17 protein-coding genes are annotated in these 19447 nt (G+C 41.4%); 7 read left to right on the top strand and 10 right to left on the bottom strand.

The window, feature by feature from the left end:
• Positions 1–210 precede the first annotated feature (210 nt).
• A complete protein-coding gene (locus tag HUS62_RS07470; protein WP_054551944.1) occupies positions 211–648 on the top strand; it encodes a SulA-like leucine-rich domain-containing protein in 438 nt (145 codons plus the stop codon).
• Positions 649–688: 40 nt separating this feature from the next.
• Positions 689–1168: a YchJ family protein gene (locus HUS62_RS07465; protein ID WP_175079038.1), complete on the top strand. Its 480-nt coding sequence runs from the start codon at positions 689–691 to the stop codon at positions 1166–1168.
• On the opposite strand, the gene HUS62_RS07460 is transcribed toward HUS62_RS07465, so the two are convergent.
• Genes HUS62_RS07460 through HUS62_RS07455 form a run of 3 tightly spaced genes read right to left on the bottom strand, consistent with a single transcriptional unit; the run spans position 1165 to position 2317 of the window.
• The gene (locus HUS62_RS07460) at positions 1165–1743 is read right to left on the bottom strand and encodes an alpha/beta hydrolase (RefSeq protein ID WP_220094987.1); all 579 of its coding nucleotides are present in this window, start codon (positions 1741–1743) and stop codon (positions 1165–1167) included. The two genes, HUS62_RS07465 and HUS62_RS07460, sit on opposite strands and share 4 nt — an antisense overlap.
• Positions 1740–1961: a hypothetical protein gene (locus HUS62_RS22885; RefSeq protein WP_220094986.1), complete on the bottom strand. Its 222-nt coding sequence runs from the start codon at positions 1959–1961 to the stop codon at positions 1740–1742. Before HUS62_RS22885 ends, HUS62_RS07460 begins: the two co-directional genes overlap by 4 nt.
• Positions 1962–1963: 2 nt before the next feature.
• Positions 1964–2317, bottom strand: a complete 354-nt coding sequence (locus HUS62_RS07455; protein WP_175079037.1) for a hypothetical protein — start codon at positions 2315–2317, stop codon at positions 1964–1966.
• Between the two features lie 357 nt (positions 2318–2674).
• On the opposite strand from HUS62_RS07455, the gene HUS62_RS07450 reads away from it, so the two are divergent.
• Entirely contained in the window at positions 2675–3562 is an 888-nt protein-coding gene (locus tag HUS62_RS07450) for a LysR substrate-binding domain-containing protein (protein WP_054551603.1), read from the top strand.
• Between the two features lie 317 nt (positions 3563–3879).
• Positions 3880–4644 carry a YdcF family protein gene (locus tag HUS62_RS07445; protein WP_175079036.1) on the top strand — a complete coding sequence of 255 codons (765 nt, stop codon included), beginning with the start codon at positions 3880–3882 and terminating at the stop codon, positions 4642–4644.
• Between the two features lie 4 nt (positions 4645–4648).
• Here HUS62_RS07445 and HUS62_RS07440 read toward each other — a convergent pair whose 3' ends face one another.
• Entirely contained in the window at positions 4649–5401 is a 753-nt protein-coding gene (locus HUS62_RS07440; protein ID WP_058585284.1) for a Nif3-like dinuclear metal center hexameric protein, read from the bottom strand.
• A 150-nt stretch (positions 5402–5551) separates the two neighbouring features.
• On the opposite strand from HUS62_RS07440, the gene HUS62_RS07435 reads away from it, so the two are divergent.
• Positions 5552–5929, top strand: coding sequence for a hypothetical protein (locus HUS62_RS07435; protein WP_054561783.1), 378 nt, complete (start codon positions 5552–5554; stop codon positions 5927–5929).
• 347 nt (positions 5930–6276) lie between these two features.
• On the opposite strand, the gene HUS62_RS07430 is transcribed toward HUS62_RS07435, so the two are convergent.
• From HUS62_RS07430 to HUS62_RS07405, 6 genes are all read right to left on the bottom strand, one after another.
• On the bottom strand, positions 6277–9462 hold the full coding sequence (locus HUS62_RS07430) for an amidohydrolase family protein (RefSeq protein WP_175079035.1): 3186 nt from the start codon (positions 9460–9462) through the stop codon (positions 6277–6279).
• Positions 9463–9568: 106 nt separating this feature from the next.
• Entirely contained in the window at positions 9569–10393 is an 825-nt protein-coding gene (locus tag HUS62_RS07425; protein ID WP_175079034.1) for a M90 family metallopeptidase, read from the bottom strand.
• Positions 10394–10483: 90 nt separating this feature from the next.
• Positions 10484–13390: a ligand-binding sensor domain-containing diguanylate cyclase gene (locus tag HUS62_RS07420; protein WP_175079033.1), complete on the bottom strand. Its 2907-nt coding sequence runs from the start codon at positions 13388–13390 to the stop codon at positions 10484–10486.
• Positions 13391–13521: 131 nt separating this feature from the next.
• Complete coding sequence (locus HUS62_RS07415; protein ID WP_220094985.1) at positions 13522–14178, bottom strand: CatA-like O-acetyltransferase; 657 nt, start codon at positions 14176–14178, stop codon at positions 13522–13524.
• A 133-nt stretch (positions 14179–14311) separates the two neighbouring features.
• A complete protein-coding gene (locus HUS62_RS07410; RefSeq protein ID WP_055021514.1) occupies positions 14312–15352 on the bottom strand; it encodes a Glu/Leu/Phe/Val dehydrogenase in 1041 nt (346 codons plus the stop codon).
• A gap of 399 nt (positions 15353–15751) precedes the next feature.
• Positions 15752–17278: a fumarate hydratase gene (locus HUS62_RS07405; RefSeq protein WP_054551614.1), complete on the bottom strand. Its 1527-nt coding sequence runs from the start codon at positions 17276–17278 to the stop codon at positions 15752–15754.
• Between the two features lie 181 nt (positions 17279–17459).
• On the opposite strand from HUS62_RS07405, the gene pabB reads away from it, so the two are divergent.
• Positions 17460–18803, top strand: coding sequence for an aminodeoxychorismate synthase component I (gene pabB / locus HUS62_RS07400; protein ID WP_175079032.1), 1344 nt, complete (start codon positions 17460–17462; stop codon positions 18801–18803).
• Positions 18804–18820: 17 nt separating this feature from the next.
• Positions 18821–19399 (top strand): CoA pyrophosphatase, encoded by a 579-nt coding sequence (locus HUS62_RS07395; protein ID WP_175079031.1) that lies wholly within the window; start codon positions 18821–18823, stop codon positions 19397–19399.
• Positions 19400–19447 lie beyond the last annotated feature (48 nt).

Genomic DNA, 19447 nt, shown 5'->3' with positions numbered 1-19447 from the left:
TATAAAACACTGTATGGATTTAATGGTAAATTTTTCACCTTTTCCAACCTTCAAAATAAAACCATAAACCACTGTTTAATAACAATTAAATTGTTTTTACTAAAATAAAACTGAATCATTGGTTAAAAAATAGCAAAAAAGTACTTGCGCTAAAACACTGTATAAACTACTGTATACATATACTGTATAAACAACCAGTGAGTGAAAGTTATGTTACAGCCAATTACCTTAAGAACAGTTAAAAGCTACCAACAAGATAACGACAAAGCGTCTGTTAATCTAATTCAAATTGAAGACGAAATTTCAGCAACTTTTGAGCTATTAAAAGTATTGCATCATTACAATAGCCAAAATGCATGGACACTATTAATTGCTCCTGATCATGTTCCTAGTAAAGCTTTACTAGATTCGTGTTCGATTGATACCAGCAAACTTCTTGTGATCAGACAAAAACATTTAGTTAATCTTGAATACGTTCTTAGTTCAGCATTACATAACGGTAATTTTGCTGCTGTGATCACATGGACAGATATTGTAAACAATCATCAACTTGATTCGATGAACTTAAACCTTGAGCAGGCATCTGCAAAATTTTATTGTTTTACAAAAAGCGCTCAATTAAACAATTTAGTACCGCAGCCACAATAGGCTTGTTAAAATAACAATTTATAGTTTTAGGTAAGTTGTTATGACATCACTCACACACTCCCTTTGTCCTTGTGGCAGCGAATCGACTTACGAGCTTTGCTGCCAGCCTTTTCATACAGGTGCAAGCCAAGCTGATACCCCAGAGCAACTTATGCGTTCTCGTTTTAGTGCATACGCGCTAAAAGATGCAAAATATGTATTTAGTACTTATGCACAAAGCCAGCAAGCCGCGAACCCTGTTCGCGAAATTAAAGATTTTGCTAATAGCTGCCGTTTTACCAAGCTAAGTGTTTTAGATACTGAACATAACGAGCAAGAAGGTTTTGTAGAATTTAAAGCTAATTACTTTTATCAAAACTTGTATTGTGAGTTACACGAGAAGTCGCGTTTTATTAAAGAAGATGGCCTATGGCGTTACCTAGATGGTGATATAAAGCCAGTTGCAGATATTAAAATTGGCCGTAACGACGAGTGCCCTTGTGGGAGCGGCAAAAAATATAAAAAGTGTCACGCTCTTTAATTGCTATTAGTCTGGTAAATCCAGTCTAAGGCTTGGGTAATCGTTGTTGGGAATGCAGTTGCATGGCGTGCCTGAGGAATAACAAATAAATTTGTTGTAACCAGCGCGCCGCTTTGTTTAGTAATTTTAGCTGCTAATTGCCTTGCGCCCGACACCATTTTTTCGCCTTCGCTTTCTTCAAGTTCTCCTACTGCGATGTAAACTTTTGTTGTGTTGGCAGCTGGTTTTATAGCCATAGCTAATATTGAGTTTTCTTTAAACCACACTGAAGGACTGCCGATAATATAATTTGAAAAAAGCGAAGGCTCAGTGAATAAGGTATGAGCCGCAAATAAACCGCCAAGTGAGTTACCGACTAACGTACTTTTTTGGGTTATTCTGAAGTCGGCCTCAATATAAGGCAATACAGTATGTTTTAGGTAGTTTAGATACTGACTTGCTCCGCCAGTTTTACGCTGCCAATTTTTATCTTCAAATGGCGTATAGTCATAAATACGGCTATTAAGCCCTGATACACCTTTTTGATATCCTACTGCAACGATAATTACCTCTTCTATAGTCCCCGAATTCATCATAAAGCGACTAGCAGCAGAGGTAATTGGCAAACTGTATAGCGCTTCTGGTTTTGCTTTTGGTAGCTGCGTGGCAACTTAATCGTAATGGGGTATTCGTTTTTGGTATGTTTATCTTTAAGTAACACAGTATTAGTACGTGGCAAAGTAAACGGCTCAGCATGGCTTACATCGCTCACGCCCAAAACACTGATCACAATAACTAACAGTAAATAAGGCATAGTTAATCCTTTAGCCACTTCTTAATTGGTAACAGCCACTCATCTTTTGGTTTATAAAATGCGCCATGGGAGAGCCCTGTATTAATGCTTATTTCTTCAAACTTAGTTACGTCACTTCTATCGATTAAATGATAGCTCTCATCTGTCAGTGCTTCTTTTACTGCAATAAAGTCATAAACACCAAAGGTTTTGTGAACAGGCTTAGGGTTTGTCCCTTCGACGATAAAACCATGTGAATAAAAAACATAGTGACCATGCGGGTCAATCTCTGTTGGAAACTGGCTGTAAATAGTGCCAGCGCAAACAGGCAAAACCCAGCATGCACAGAGTAAAAGTACGGTACTTATCACAAGCATTCCTTTAAAAAAACACGTTACACCTAATAGAAGATAATAACACCTTAAAAAATAATATCTTAGCAAACAACTAAACCCTACTCTCAGTAATTTTAATTAAATATCAAATTACTAATCGCAAGCTGTATCACGATTTAAACTGCAAGTTTCAACTTGAGGTAAATTCATGGAATTTCATAGTTAAACTACAAAAAACCCTATGACAACGCTGTCAATTATTTATAAAAAGGCGTATTGTAAAAAAGCAGTTAAAATAACTTCAGGTTTTAGACGTCTAGACGTTGAAAAATTAAATTCTAAGGCGTAGTATGTTCGTAATCTGAGTTAGACTCACATTTTCCATGAGATTTTTTAAAGATGATTGATATAAAGCACCTAAAAACCATAGCGACCCTTAAAGAAACAGGCTCTTTGGTCAATACCGCCCGTGAGTTGTTTTTAACTCAATCGGCTTTATCGCATCAAATTAAAGATCTCGAGAATAAGTTAGATTGCCAGCTGTTCGAACGTAAAACACAGCCTGTGCGTTTTACTCCGCAAGGTATGCTACTTCTTGAACTTGCTAATGAAGTATTACCTCGTGTTGAGGCAACAAAATGTCGGTTAAAAGAAAGCCTTAACCAGCCAATCTCAAATTTACGTTTAAGCGTTGAGTGTCATGCCTGCTTTCATTGGTTGCTCCCAACCATAAAAGAATTTAATAATTTTTGGCCTGATATTAAAATTGATTACGAGCGCGGCTTTAGTTACGACGCCATTCCAGATTTAATTAATGATGAATTAGATCTAGTGCTGACTTCTGATATTCGTGAACCCGATCAGCTTGAGTATGCTCACCTATTTGATTTTAAATTAAAACTAATCGTTGCACCGGATCATGAGTTGGCAAAAAAAGCCTATGTCACCGCCCTTGATTTAAAAAACGAAACAATTATTTCGTACCCTATTCCCCGTGAGCGCCAAGACATCTTTAAACATTTTATTCAAAATGCACGCTTTGATGGCACGCTTAAAACGGTTGACCAAGGCTTATTGATATTTCAATTAGTGAGTGCAGGTATGGGCGTTGCAGCATTACCAGACTGGCTAGTCACCCCTTATGAAAGCCAAGGGCTCATTAAGTCTATTCCGTTAGGTGCACTAGGCCTTACTCGCCCTATGTATTTAGCGATGAAAAAGAATATGAAAGATAACCCAGTTTATCGCCACTTTTTAAATACGTGTAAGCAAAATAACGGTCGCTAAAACAAGGCAAAATAACTAACATAACTGCATCTGTTACAGACAATAGTGTTAATACCCAAACCACCTCAAGGTGCGAGTTTCAGTTGGAATTAAAAGCGATTTAGGCAAGGCATTGATTGCAAACAATAGTGGTTCTATGGTTAAAATCAATAACGCAGTATAATTCGCTTTTAAACCAACCCTTTGGGCGCTTCACAGGTGCTTACTCTCATCGTTGTTACTTCTTAAAAGGGGCTGCCATTTTTGCAAAGTAACGCCTTGATATTAAGGCACCTGTGAAACGCTGAATTCTGTACCTTGAGGAGGCTTGGGTATACATGTTTGAAATTAAAAAGATCATTGGCTCATTATTAATGCCCCTGCCTTTGCTGGGGCTGCTTACTTTAGTGATGGTATTTTTAGCCATTGCACATAAACGCAAAGCACTCTATTTTGGCTTTGTTAGTATTTTAACTTTAATGCTGATAAGCACGCCATTTATTGGTCAGTCACTGATAGCTGCAAGCAATAACCCTGCATGGCAATTTAAGCAAGCAAAACACCCTAAACTCGATAATATTGTGGTACTTGGCTGCTCTATAATGCCCAACTCGCGCCTTCAAGCAAACCACCAGTTAGGCGATTGCGCGCTTGCTCGATTACTTGAAGGTGTTAAGCTTGCCCACCACTACCCAAATGCCACCCTCTATGTATCAGGAGGCGGTTTTGCCAATACTACCAATAGCCAGCTCATGTTTGAAACAGCAAAAGCGTTAGGTATTTCTGCAACGAGAATTAAACAAAACTCCCTCGCTATGGATACCGCAGAAGAAGCGAAACGACTTGCCATTTATTTAGTCGATAAAAAAACTGCCCTAGTCACCTCAGCAAGCCACATGCCGCGAGCGAAAGACTTATTTAATGCACAAGGTGTTGATGTGATCCCAGCGGCAACCGACTTTCAAGATTTTAGTCAGTATCCAACGTACAAACAGTTCATACCTGATGACGATGTACTTGTTGCAGTTACCAGAGTAGCGCATGAGAAAATTGGCAGTGCATGGGTGAGTGTGCGCCGCTGGATTGATCCAGAGGCGCTGTAGAACATCAGACTGGATTGTCGATATCGATAAACGTTACATCAAAACCGTGCTGCTCAGCTAAAAGCTCGCCTAAGGCTTTAATGCCATAACGCTCAGTAGCATGGTGACCAGCTGCAAAAAAGTCTATACCTTGCTCGCGTGAACTATGAATCGTTTGCTCAGAGGCTTCACCTGTAAGATAAGCATCAATACCTTGAGCAGCCGCTAAATCAATATACCCTTGTCCGCCACCTGTGCACCAAGCGATGGTTTCGATTTTCTCTTTTCTTACCAAACTAGTTAATGGCGCACGATTAAGTACTTGGGTTATTTTGGCGGTAAATTCTTCACCACTTAAAGGTGTTTTTAAACGCCCTTTTACCGGGACACTATTTGGACCAGATTCAAGCCCACCTGTGAACTCAATATCGAGTAACTTAGCCAGTTGCGCGTTATTACCAATTTCAGGGTGTATATCTAGCGGTAAGTGATAGCCATATAAGTTAATATCATTATTTAAAAGCGCTGCAATACGGCGCTTTTTCATTCCCGTGATTGGCTGCGATTCCCCTTTCCAGAAATAGCCGTGATGTACCAAAATAGTATCTGCATTTTCTGCAATAGCGGCATCAATCAATGCTTGGCTAGCTGTGACACCCGTCACTATCTTTTTTACGTCGCTCGCACCTTCAACTTGTAAGCCATTTGGGCAAAAGTCAGCGATAGAATCAGGTTTAAGAATGTCGTTTAATAATTGAGTAAATTGTTTGCGTTGCATATAAAAATCGTCCTTCAACCCTCTATTTTGTGCAAATTTTGGCGTTTATGAGTGAAAAATGGAAGGAAAATCGCAAAAAATTGAAAAGTAAGCTGAAAATAGGTATAAATATATATTCTTAATCTGTGTTTACAACGTATAGGGTCTCTGATGAGCAAACTAGACAAAACAGAAGTGTTAAATGCCTTCGAAGCAGCATACGAAGCAGCGAATGGTAAGAAACCTGAAATCACAACAAAACCTGGTTGGTATAGCATCGACGGTGGCAAAAATATGCGCCTTGCTGATGTTGCAGCGCTGACTGAAGAGCTCACTTCTGGTAAAACAGCTGAGCCTAAAGCAGAAGAAGCACCTAAAGCACCAGCGAAAAAAACCAAAACTAAAACCGCTGCACCGGCTAAAACAGCTAAGAAAGCATCGTTCACTGTTGTTACAGCAAACGATGATGGTTACAAAGCTGAAGAGCTTTGGATTGTTAACCTAGCTGAAAAAGACCACGATTGTCGTTTACCGCGTGGTGTTGTGTAATCAAATTACACTTAGCAATTTTAAAAACCGCTACTCGTTAGCGGTTTTTTTATGGCTGTTTATTTATTAACACCGCTGCTGAGTTTGCTGATCCTGCAAGCCCGATAAATCAAGCCTGCAAAGAGCATAAAATGGCAGTACAATAGTTAATTAAACTGCGTCTATCAGCGTGTGAAAACATGGAAAGCTCGCAGCTAGACTCGCACAGCCACTATTTGATGACGCTTGTAGAGGGCATGATCTGCCAAGCAAAACTAGTAGGAATTAAACTGTTTCCTCATTTAAAACAATAAATAAACAATAAAAAAGCGGCACTATGGCCGCTTTCAGTTTAGATTTTTGCTATGTTAGATTTTTTCAAAATATAACTTTTCGCGTTTTTTCTCACCCACTTCGTTCATGGTTGCAGCATCAAATAGACGACCATTGATCATGGTGTAATCGATTTTATCTGTATCACGAATGTTAGTTAGCGGGTTACCGTCAATAACAATTAAATCGGCAAGTTTACCTGGCTCAAGAGAACCGATGTTGTTATCAAGGCCAATGTATTTAGCAGGATCTAAGGTTGCTGCACGAATTGCTTCAAGTGGTGTCATACCACCTTGCGCAAACATCCAAATTTCCCAGTGCGCCGCTAAACCTTCACGTTGACCGTGAGCACCAAGGTTTACTAAAACACCTAAGTCTTGCAGCTCTTTAGCAACACGGGCATTGTTAAAGTGGTTATAGTGATGATCGGGCGCCTTAACACGACGCATTGAGCGAGGTAAAAGCTGATTCTTTGGTACAAACTTACTTAAGCGTGGGTGATTCCACACATCCGTCTTGTCGTACCAATAATTTTCACCCCAAATACCACCGTAAGCTACACCGAGTGTCGGTGTATAACCCACATCGCTTTGAGACCAAAGCTGGCGAATATCATCGTAAATATTAGCAACAGGAATTGAGTGTTCAATACCCGTATGACCATCAACTACCATAGTTAAGTTGTGCTGCAGTAATGAACCGCCCTCTGGCACAACCATCATTTCAAGCTCACGGCCTGCTTCAATAACTTGCTGGCGCTGTTCACGACGAGGTTGGTTATATGATTTAACACTAAACGCACCTACTTTCTTTAAACGCTCAAGATGGAATTTAGCATCTTCTAACGAGTCAATATGCGATGTATAACCTGGCATATTTGCACCATATAAAATGGTACCCGTTGAGAAAATACGAGGGCCGACAATCATGCCTGCTTTTTGCATTTCGCTTGCAGCAAAAATCTCTGTGGTGTCGTTTGATGGATCGTGAATCGTTGTCACACCTAACGCTAAGCCAGCTAAGTTCTTCCAGTTTTGCTGTGGAATGATCTCATCGCTGCCTTGCGAGCCGTGCGCATGCGCATCAACAATACCCGGCATAATCGTCTTGCCAGTTACATCAATTACTTCTGCACCTTTAGGAATAGCAACACTGTCTTTACTGCCAACCGCTTTAATATGCTTACCATCAGTAACAATAACGCCGTTTTCAATGACCTGCTCACCGTTCATGGTGATAATACGCGCACCAGTTAACGCGAATACTGATTTAGGCTCATCCATGGTTTTTGTAAAACCGATGTTGTCGCCGCTTTTAACTTTAAAGTCAGTCTCTGCATTTTGGTTAATATCAAATAAACCCGCTAGGCTTGCATGATATAACTCTGGGCCTAAGCTCCAATAAAGTTTATCGCTTGTGCCACTCCAGCTGATGTTTTCACCCGCGCGAACAGAAAGCTGCTCAATTGGGAATTGGCTATCTTTCGGGCCAATATTAATGGTTTTGCCACGCTCAACAAATGGCGTTACAAATACTTTAAAACGCTCTGCAAACGCTAAGTATTGGCCATCTGGTGATACTCTAAACTCTGTAGCATGTTCTGATTCGTAAAGTTTACGAACTTGCTTTGATTCAAGCTCAACAACACTTAATGTTGGTTTCGGCCAAGGGCTCATCACATAAATACGGTCATTCGCTGCACCAAATTGCGGCTGATATCCTGATTTAGTGATTAGCGTCGCTTTACCGCCTTTAGCACTTACTGAGTAAATGCCTGGCTCTAATGACCATGTTGGGTTAAGGATACTGCCGCCAGACGCTTTACGGTAAACAACTGTTTTGCCATCAGGGCTGAAAGTTGGCTCTACATATTTACCCGGCTCTTTAGTAACGGTATCGCCACGGCCACTGCGCGCAGATACAACACGTACTGAGCCCTGTTCGTTATCATCCCATGTGGTGTAAACAATCTTCTTACCATCACGAGAGAACTGCGGGAATAATTCAAAGTGGTCGTCTTGCTTAGTCAGGCGCTTTACTTTGCCAGACTCTAAATCACGTTTATAAATATGACCTAGCGCTTCAAATATAGCCGTTTCACCATCCGGTGAAATTTGTACATTACGCAGCATTTTCACATCAAAATTATCGCTATCGATGTTTTGCGTAAAACGCACCGCTTTTTGAATTTGCTTATTGGTCTCAACTTTAAATGGAATAGTCGAGACAGACTTATCATCCACGTCTAGCTTATGAATGGTACCACCCGCCCAAAAGACCAGCTGTTCGTTATCTGGTGTCCAAGCAATTGTTGGGTATACACCATGAATAGCCCATGTCTCTTGCATATCACGCTCAAGCTCGCCATACAGCTTGGTATGCTCACCGGTGTGAAGATCATATAAGTACAAGCTTGTTTGGAAATCATCGCGCTTGATATACGCAAGCTTTTTACCATCTGGTGAAGGTGTTGGTCGAATAGCCCCACCCATACCATCTATAATTGTTTCAATCTCGCCGGTTTCACGGTCATAGCGTTTAATTTTATAAATACCCGCTACAGAATCTTTAGAGTAATGGAATGTTTTACCCGGCGTTGCATCATGAGAAAAATAAACATAACGACCATCCGGTGAGAACATTGGCTCGCCTAAGTCTTTTTGGTCGTTTTCACGTGCTGTTAGCTGTACACCTTTACCACCCGCTTTATGGTAAAGCCATACTTCACCAGCCCCTAGAGAGCGGCTTGCTGTAAAGTGCTTACGCGCAACTAAGTAGTCACCATCAGGGCTCCAAGCTGGGCTGTTTAACAAACGAAATGTTTCGTTCGTTACGGCTTTTTGGTTTTCACCATTTAAATCCATAACCCAAATATTGTCGCCACCTCCTTGGTCTGAAGTAAACGCAATGTGCTTACCATCAGGGCTAAAGCGTGGTTGCATTTGCCATGCAATATCACTGGTTAATTGCGTTGCTGTGCCACCTGACATTGGCATGGTATAAATATCGCCGAGTAGGTCAAACACCACTGTTTTACCATCAGGGCTAATATCTACGTTCATCCACGTGCCCTGCTCAACACTAATTTTAGCGTCTAGGAATTGGCCTTTTGGTGCGTCCACCTGCCACTTGTCGTCATTTGATTGCTCAGCTGCCGCCACTTGCCCAGTTAGAGCAAGTGAAATAGATACAGCGAGCGCTGTATGAAGCATTTTCTTCATTGAAATCTCACTTTTTATTGTTTTGCTTATATGCACACTTTTAAGATTGCACCAAATAGCATAGCAAGATTCCAGTGATTCGTGTTAAACAGACGTAAATAGTCGACTAATGCCACGCAATCGGATCAAACTGATAAAAGCCAACCAGTAAATGATAAATTTCTGGGTCAAATTGCCTGAGTTCAGCGGGTTTTTCTAAGAAGGTTTCGGTGATAACAGCAAAAAACTCTGCCTCATTGGTCGCGCCATAGCTATGAATAACATGCGGCATGCCATAAGCTAAATGGGTTTTGAGTTGATTAAACGCGCGGCTAAATACTTTTGCCCACTTTTGGTAATCTTCGTTACTCGAAAGCAGTGGTGTACCCGTGGTTTTACCGGTTTCTTGGTCGAGCTGATGGGCAAATTCATGAAATACTAAATTATGACCATCACTTGGTAAGCGGTTCCCCTCAAGGACATCATGCCAACTCAATACCAAGGTTCCACCCGGCCATGATTCACCTTGACGCACGGTATTGTGATAACTGACAAGCCCAGCATTATCACGAGAAGTTTGCGGGGCATAATACGCGCTTGGGTATAAAAGGATCTCTTTTACATTGCGATACAATGGCCACGGTTTATTAAGCACTAAAATACAGGCATCTGCCGCTACAATCAGCTTCATTGCATCATTAAGCTTAAGACCATCACAACCAATAAAGCGTTTTTCATTTAAAAACCAAACGATGTGACGCTCCAGCTTTTCACGATCGGCATCCGTCATCTTTCGGTAGATAGGCATATATTTTAACAGCAGATTTTTTTGCTGAACATTGAGGGAATTATTAAGGTATTTTTTCTGCCAAAAGTGATTACGGATATCGTCCCAGCGCCAGTAACACACAACAAAAATTATTAAAAAAAGTATCAAAACCAGGTTAAGCATTACTATCGCCTAAAATACAATCTTGATACTTTAATGTGTGCAAACAAAAAAAGATCAATTGTTTACACACATTTTTATTTTTAAAGCTGATTAATCGAGCGTAATACAGCCTTGATTATAAATAAAAATTTGGTTTCGACCGTTATTCTTTGCATTGTATAAAGCGTTGTCGGCATGTGCTAACAAGCGGTCATAGTCAGTAACCTGCGCGTTATCTGCTACACCAAAACTTACCGTTACAGAAAGACTATCTGCTAATTCTGAGAAATCATAACCCGCTATCTCTAAACGGATAATTTCACACAATCTTGCGGCTTCTTCAGCATTTTTGTATGGGAACAACAAGGTAAATTCTTCACCGCCCCAACGCGCCGCATAACCTTCATCAGGGAAATTCATACGCAGTAAGCGTGCGATTTCACAAATCACTTTATCACCAATTAAGTGCGAGAAATTGTCATTAATTAGTTTGAAGTGATCAATATCCATAATGGCAATACTAAGCGTTTTATTGTCACGCTGAAACTGATTAAAGTTTTCAGACAGCCACATATCGAAAGCGCGTCTATTCGGTAACTGCGTTAATTGGTCATGATTCGCTAAATGAGCAAAAGCATCAGCTTGCGTTTGTAAATCATGCATTTGCTGTTCAACTTTTTCAGTTAACTCAATTTCGATGCGCTTATAGTGATATAAGCGGTATTTATAAATAGCATAAGCAGCAAAAAGCACAGCAACTAAGACAAATAACTTAAAGCTGGTTTTTTGCCAAAAATAAGGGGCAATTTTAAAACGCAGAACTTGCTCATTATTTTGCCAGTCACTATTTGGGTAACCTGCACGCACTTTAAAGGTATATTTACCTGGTGGTAAATTGGTGTACTCGGTAATGACCAAGCGCCCCCTGTCTACCCATTGTTGATTGTAACCACTTAGTTGAGTTTGGTAATTTAACCGCCCAGGCATGATAAAACTTAGCCCAGCGTAATTAAACGAAACACGAGAAACACCAGCAGGTAAACTCAAAACCTCATTACCAACAGGTAAAGTCATGGGTTTGCCATCGACTTCAAAGCTTTCAATAACGGTCGATAAACGGCGTTTACTGGCTTCTTTTAAGCGTTCTGGTGTCGCAATAGCGACGCCTTTGGCTGTTGCAACCCATACTTGACCATCTGAATGAAGCACAGCAGCAGGGTTTGAACCGCCATTTGCTTGCGCGCTTAGCATACCATCGCCTTCATCATAAAGCTGCATCGAAACACTCATTGGTTGAACTTTTTCAGGGTTATCTAAAAGTGCAACTAACTGAGCTTTGTTCACCTGAATAACACCGCGGTTACTGGTCAACCATAATGAGTCACCTTGCTCAATCACTTGGAACAACTTATCGACCGGTAAACCTTGGTCTCGACCAAACAAGCTCATTTTATCTGTACTGAGATTGTAACGAACTAAGCCTCTATCGGTTGCAAGCCACATTTTATCGCCATCTAAGTAAAAGCCGAATGCATACTCAGTACTGAACTGCTTTGGAAACTCGAGAGTTTTAAATTGCTTAGTAGCTGGGTCATAAATGGACACACCCACTCCCGTGCCGACCCATAACCTGCCATGGTCATCCTCAACAAGGGCCATAATAAAATCACCAATTAAGCCATCTTCGGTGGTGAATAATTCAGTTTGCCCAGCAGGGTCTATTTTGGTTAAACCACCGGCGGTGCCAATCCATAAGTTATCCGCTTTATCAAAAAACACAGCGCGAACTTCGTTGCTGATCAGGCCATTACTGCGGTTTTTTACGGGATAAATTTGCCCATTGACCACTTTCATTAAACCGGCAGTGTAAGTACCAACCCATACTCCGCCCTGCTTATCTTCAGTTAAACTTAATACGGATAGCGGATCTTTTTCATAAGCTTGAATAAGGGTGGTGAGCTTGCCATTTTCAATACGATTTAAGCCATTACTACTGCCCACCCATAAGCTGCCATCAGAATGCGATAACACGGTACGCACATAGTCAGATGCAAGCCCACGGCTTTGACTCCAGTTTGTAAATGGCGCTTCACGCAAGCGAAATAATCCGGCATTCGTGCCAACCCAAATACTTTTTTCGCGGTCTTGCAGTAAAGATAAAATACGGTTGTTGGGTAAGCCATCATCTGCGGCTAAGTTTTCAAGGCCTAAACTGCTGAGTCTGAACACCCCTTTATTGATGGTGCCAAACCACAAATCGCCCTGCGCATCTTCGAGTAAGCTGGCAATTGATTCGTTGTTAAGGACAGGATTAATAGCAACAAACTTATCGTTTTTCTTTTGCCATGCGCCCTTTTCGGTGCCGACAATTAATGTGCCTGACTCCGTTAGTAATAAGGTAAACACAGAGGCATTAGGGAGCCCAGAGTTTTCACTGACCTTACTGACTTGCTTATTCTTTATTTGATAAAGGCCATCACTAGTCGCAGCCCAAATCACGCCTGTTTTGTCTTGTAAAAGACGGTATGCGCTTAGCTTATCAAGCAGTTTTTGCTCAGTAGCAGTTTCAGAAGCGCGGTAAACAATGCCTTGCCCTTCAAGTGCCAGCCATAGCTCACCTTGTTCAGTAACAAGTGCATGGTTAACCATGGCTGATGAACTTGGTAATGCTCGCCATCCCCCTTGTGAGCGAAGCGCAATACCGCCACGGGCACCCACGATATATAAATCACCATTATCCATCGGAATCAGGCTGCGTAGGCCTGAGTCAGGTAAGCCAGGAATTTCTGTTCGAGTAAAGAGTTTAAACTCGCGACCATTAAAGCGAGCAAGCCCTTCCCAAGTCGCTATCCAAATGTAACCATCTTTGGTTTGCGTTACGCCATTAATGCTATTGTGAGGAAGGCCGGCGCGAGTGCTCCAAGTCTCTGTAAAGTAATCACTTAAAGAGAGGCGTGCAGAATCAGCTAAAGCGCTGAAACTCAATAAAAGAAAAATACAACTAACTACCCGCACCATAAAACTAAAACCCTGATATTTATTATCGTTCTATTCAGTGATGTAGCTCTGTGAAGCCAAAGTCATCCCTAACTTCAGATAATACTACATTAGTTGCAATTTTTACTCACTTTAATGACATTTAGCAACAATCAATTACAAAAATTCGTGATTTTTTCTTGCAGTATTTTCACAAATCGCGCCACATGCAAGCCATCCATCAAAGCATGATGCACATCAATTGAAAGCGGCATCTTGCCAGTTTGTGAGTCATACTGACCAAACACAAACTTAGGAATACCAAGGCCATGCCCCTCACTTACAGCATGCGAGAAGCCGGTAAAGTTTAACCATGGAAGTACTGAGATATGAATAAGATCAGGCTGCCCTTCTGTTGCAGCAAATGCATCAGAGAAAAACGGTTTTGCTTTACTTGTTTTACCCACAGCAATCGCGTGTTTTGAAAAGTCTGCCATCGACGCTTGTTTTTCAAAATAACTAAAGCGAAATGTTTCATCTTCTGCAAGCTCGACCACACTGCCTCTTACCGATGACAGTTGTACCGGTAACGAATCAATAATACGTTGGCGCATTGGTGCATAGTCATGACATGCTTCAAGTGTTAGGTAAACATAGCTGTGAAAGAACGAATACGGTTCTGATTTGCACTTGTTGTAAAGAGCTGCCATGTCGAGCGAAACACACACATTAAAATATGGCAGAGAAAATTCTTTGAAAAAAGCGAAATGCTGCTTACGAGGCCAAGTAGCTAGATCGATAGGTGTGATTTCACAAGATGGAGTTTTCATTAGGTGCCCTCGAGATTTAAAAACCGAGTTTACCTAGCCTGCGTGACTTCGTCACCTTGATGCGATAAATAACAGAGACAAAAAAGGTGCGACTTGCGCACCTTTTTACCTGTAAATTTATCGATTTACTAAATTATAAGCCGTTTTCGATGATTTCTAATGCTAGTTCATCGGCAATTAAATGCGTCGACTTCTGCTCTTTTTCAGAGCGAGCAAAGATTTCTGTTAGCGTATCAAAAATGCCTTCAACGTGCTTCGTTGATGCTTCTGCACTATAACCTTCTGGTGCAGTTTCGTAATAAACGTTGATAATACCACCTGCGTTAATTACGTAATCTGGTGCGTATAAGATACCTTTTTCGCGGATGATCTCACCGTGACGAGACTCTGCTAATTGGTTATTCGCACAACCTGCAATAATTGTTGCTTTTAAACGCGGGATAGTCGTGTCATTTACCGTTGCGCCAAGTGCACATGGTGCATACACATCAACATCTAAGTCGTAGATTTCATCAATACCCACAGCCGTTGCATTGAAGTCATTTACAACACGCTCAACAGCTTGTTCGTTGATATCTGTTACAAATAATGTTGCGCCCGCTTCATGTAGGTGTTTACAAAGGCCATATGCTACTGCACCTAAACCTTGCACGGCTACTTTGATACCAGCAAGATCTTGATGACCTCGTTGATGTTGTAAAGCCGCTTTAATACCTAAGAATGTACCATATGCTGTGAACGGTGAAGGGTTACCACTTTTACCTTCAAGGCCTAATACATAGTTAGTTTCTTTATTCATGATAGCCACATCATCACATGTGATGTTTACATCTTCAGCTGAATAGTAGCTACCGCTTAAACGCTCTAACTGACGACCAAATGCACGGAAAAGTTGCTCTGATTTAATTTCTTTAGCATTACCGATGATCACTGACTTACCGCCACCAAATGGTAAACGTGCCACAGCATTTTTGTAGGTCATACCTTTTGATAAACGAAGTGCATCAGTAACAGCATCTTCATCAGTTGTGTAGTCCCACATTCTGCAACCACCAACCGCTGGACCTAACTTGGTATTGTGTACCGCGATAATAGCTTTTAGGCCTGATTCTTTATCTGAACAAAACACCACTTGCTCGTGGTTATCAAAGTCGACTTTATTAAATACAGCCACAGTTAAATACTCCGAAATTTTTTACCCTAAGGGGTGTGAGCGCTGAAAGTGCCGAGACTTTATCACTTCGTTTGCTCCCTTGCCACTAAATGAGATGATAAAACTAAGCAAAGTTCTCAGGCCGAAATAACAACTCAAAAACTAACGCTTTATGGAAAAAATATACCAATCAATGTACGCATTAAGCATTGTTAATTCAAAACAAAATATTAACATTACTAACTTTATTACGTGAACGTAAAGGTAAAGTATAGCGTAAAGAAAAAGTGACAAGAAAAATGTGCCGATAAAGCCAAGTAAAATCGGCTTTTAAAGAGATGTTAGAGAAATAGCTGAGACTGGTCAGAGCTGAAAAAAAACGGCGCAGGTGCGCCGTTTTTCAAGAGAGTTGCAAGATGGTTACTTTAATTTGCCATCAAGTTCTTCGATTTTTGCTTTCCAAATAGCAGGGCCTTGCGTATGCGCATTGGCGCCTTCACTATCAACAGCAACCGTTACTGGCATATCTTCTACTTCAAACTCGTAGATTGCTTCCATACCTAAATCTTCGAACGCAACAACACGTGCTTTCTTGATTGCTTTAGATACAAGGTATGCTGCACCACCTACTGCCATTAAGTAGATAGATTTATTGTTTTTGATTGATTCAACTGTAGCAGGACCACGCTCTGCTTTACCAATCATACCGATGATGCCCGTTTTTTCTAACATCATATCAGTGAATTTATCCATACGCGTTGCAGTTGTAGGGCCAGCAGGACCTACCGCTTCATCACCCACTGCATCTACAGGGCCAACGTAGTAGATAAACTTGTTATCAAAATCAACGCCTTCAGGTAAACCTTCACCTGATTGGATCATATCTTGTAAACGTTTATGTGCGGCATCACGGCCCGTTAAGATAGTACCAGATAGAAGAACCGTTTCGCCCATCTTCCATTCTTGCGTGTCTTCTTTTGTCAGTGTGTTTAAATCAACACGACGTGTACCTTCGCCTACTTCAAACGTAACTTCTGGCCAATCTTCAAGTTTAGGCGCTTTAAGATCAGCTGGGCCTGAACCATCTAATGTGAAGTGAACGTGACGAGTTGCCGCACAGTTCGGGATCATAACCACTGGTTTTGATGCTGCGTGAGTCGGTGCCGTTTTAACTTTCACATCAACCACGGTTGTTAAACCACCTAGGCCTTGTGCACCAATACCTAATTTATTAGCACGTTCGAAGATATCGATACGCATTTTTTCTTCAGTTGTTTCTGCGCCGCGCTCAATCAGCTCGTGAATATCAACCGGATCCATTAATGATTCTTTAGCAAGTACCGCAGCTTTTTCTGCAGTACCACCAATACCTATACCTAGCATGCCAGGTGGACACCAGCCCGCACCCATTGTTGGTAATGTTTTTTCAACCCATGCAGCCACATCATCAGATGGGTTAAGCATAACCATTTTCGTTTTATTTTCTGAGCCGCCGCCCTTCGCTGCCACCATTACTTCTACTTCAGCGCCTGGCACTAAGTCGATATGAACAACTGATGGAGTATTGTCTTTGGTGTTTTTACGCGTACCAGCAGGGTCTGCAACTATTGATGCACGTAATGGGTTATCTGGGTTTAAGTATGCGCGACGTGTACCTTCATCAACCATTTGCTGAACAGTCATGTCTGTTTTATCCCACTTAACATCCATACCTACTTTTACGAAACAAGTAATGATACCTGTATCTTGGCACAGTGGACGTTTACCTTCAGCAGACATACGAGAGTTAATTAAAATTTGCGCAATGGCATCTTTTGCCGCTTTGCTTTGCTCTTTGTTGTAAGCTTTTTCTAAGGCTTGTACGAAATCGAGAGGGTGATAAAAAGAAATGTATTGCAATGCATCTTCAATGCTATCAATGAAGTCTTGCTGACGAATTGTACTCATTACGGGTTCCTTAAGTTTTTATCGCGTAGCGCTGTACGTGATCCTGAGTAAACCGGTGACGAAGATTTACTCTACGGGTTAGTCATGGCATCACTATAAAGGAAATCATAACGCTGCCAATCAAATTTAACTTATGATACCCTCCTCGCCCGTTTCGGGCTAGTTATTCAGGGCAATGTAGATGATAAACGATGAAAATTTGTGCATTAAATTAGATTTAAGTGGTGATTGCATCGCGCTATTTAGTCATTTTGCTCATTTGCCCCATGCTGTGTTGCTCGATTCAGCCAATAGCGAGCATGTGAATAGCCGCTTCGATATCATTGCTATTGCACCATTAATGCAATTAGAAGTGCGTGAAAATACATGCTTTGTCGACGGCAAGACGCAATCAAGTGATTGTTTTAGCTTGATGAAAAAAGGCCTTCAGGAATTTAATCACACAGCTAACCCTAATAACCTCCCTTTTACAGGTGGTTGGCTTGGCTATTTTGGTTATGACTTAGGTCGTGTGATTGAAAGCATGCCAAGTACTGCCGAAAACGACATTAACATGCCGCAAATGGCTGTAGGCCTTTATCCAGATGCGCTTATTTATGATAAGCAACAGCAAAGCTGGTTTTACGTCTGTCAGCCAAATCATAATCGCTTAGCGCTATATCAGCAGCAGCTAAACGAAACACCAACAAGTGCAGAGTTCGCGCTACAAAGCGACTGGCAATCAAACATGAGTCAAGCCAGCTACAGCGAAAAGTTCGAGAAAATTCAAGCTTATTTAAAAAGTGGTGACTGCTACCAGATCAACCTTGCACAGCGTTTTAAAGCTGAATTTTCAGGTTCAACATGGCAAGCATATAAACAACTTCGAGAAGCTAATAAAGCACCATTTTCAAGCTATATAAATCACCCTGATGGCGCTATTTTATCTATTTCACCAGAGCGTTTTATTTCGATTAATCAGGGCCAAATAGAAACCAAGCCAATTAAAGGAACGCTCCCTCGTTTGGCTGACTCTGAACAAGACCAAGCGCAAGCAACTCGTTTACAGCAATCAGAAAAAGACCGCGCAGAAAATGTCATGATTGTTGATCTGCTGCGCAACGATTTAGGCAAAGTGGCTCGTCCAGGTAGTGTCACCGTCCCCTCGTTATTTGCCATTGAAAGCTTTCCGGCTGTACATCATTTAGTAAGTACTGTGCGCGCAGAATTAGCGGATGGCAAAGATGCCGTTGACCAAATTCATGCCGCTTTCCCGGGTGGTTCAATTACCGGAGCACCGAAAATTCGCGCTATGGAAATTATTGAAGAACTCGAACCACATCGCCGTAGTGTGTACTGCGGCTCAATTGGCTATTTGAGTGCCTGTGGCAACATGGATACCAGTATCACAATTCGTACTTTAGTGTGCCACAAAGGTGCAATCTATTGCTGGGCTGGCGGTGGTATTGTGGCTGATTCAAAGGTCGACTTGGAGTACCAAGAAACTTACGATAAAGTAAATAAAATACTGCCTTTATTAAAGTAAACGTTGAAGTAACTACCTTGAATAGTCAGCAAATAATTGCCCGTTTTAGTTTAAGTCAAACCACAGAGCGCCCAGCTACCATTCGCTTTAATGCCGAAAAGCGAGCCAGTGCTGTAATGTTACCTCTGCTTGATGTTAACGACAAAGCGCATTTGTTGCTGTGCAAGCGACCTAGTTATTTACTTCATCACCCGGGGGAGATTTGCTTACCGGGTGGCAAGCATGAAGAACAAGATGATACTTTGCTGCACACCGCTCTTCGAGAGCTTAATGAAGAGCTTAACATTGCGACACACCAAGTGACTGTCCACGGTAAATTACATCAGTACGCGACCCTAACCGGTTTCACTATTGAGCCTTTTGTGTGTGTGCTTAGTGAAGGCACAACGTGGCAAGCAGATCCCAACGAAGTTGCTGCCAGCTTTTTACTGCCCTTATCTTATTTAAGTAATCAACAAAATTGGCAACCCCTCCCCTTTCAGAGAAATGGCAAAACCATTACTTTGCAAGGTTTGATGACCCCCCACGGACTGCTTTGGGGAGCAACAGCGAGCATAATTAATAACTTTATAAAACAGCTCGCCCTACCAGTTTAATTATCCTGCTTTTAGGGTTACACAGGCACGTTTAAACGTTATCATGTG

Origin of the sequence: Pseudoalteromonas sp. 0303 (genome assembly GCF_013349995.1) — a bacterium.
Taxonomy (GTDB): domain Bacteria; phylum Pseudomonadota; class Gammaproteobacteria; order Enterobacterales; family Alteromonadaceae; genus Pseudoalteromonas.
Note: the sequence above shows the minus strand (reverse complement) of the source record. Positions and strands in the feature narration are given on the sequence as shown.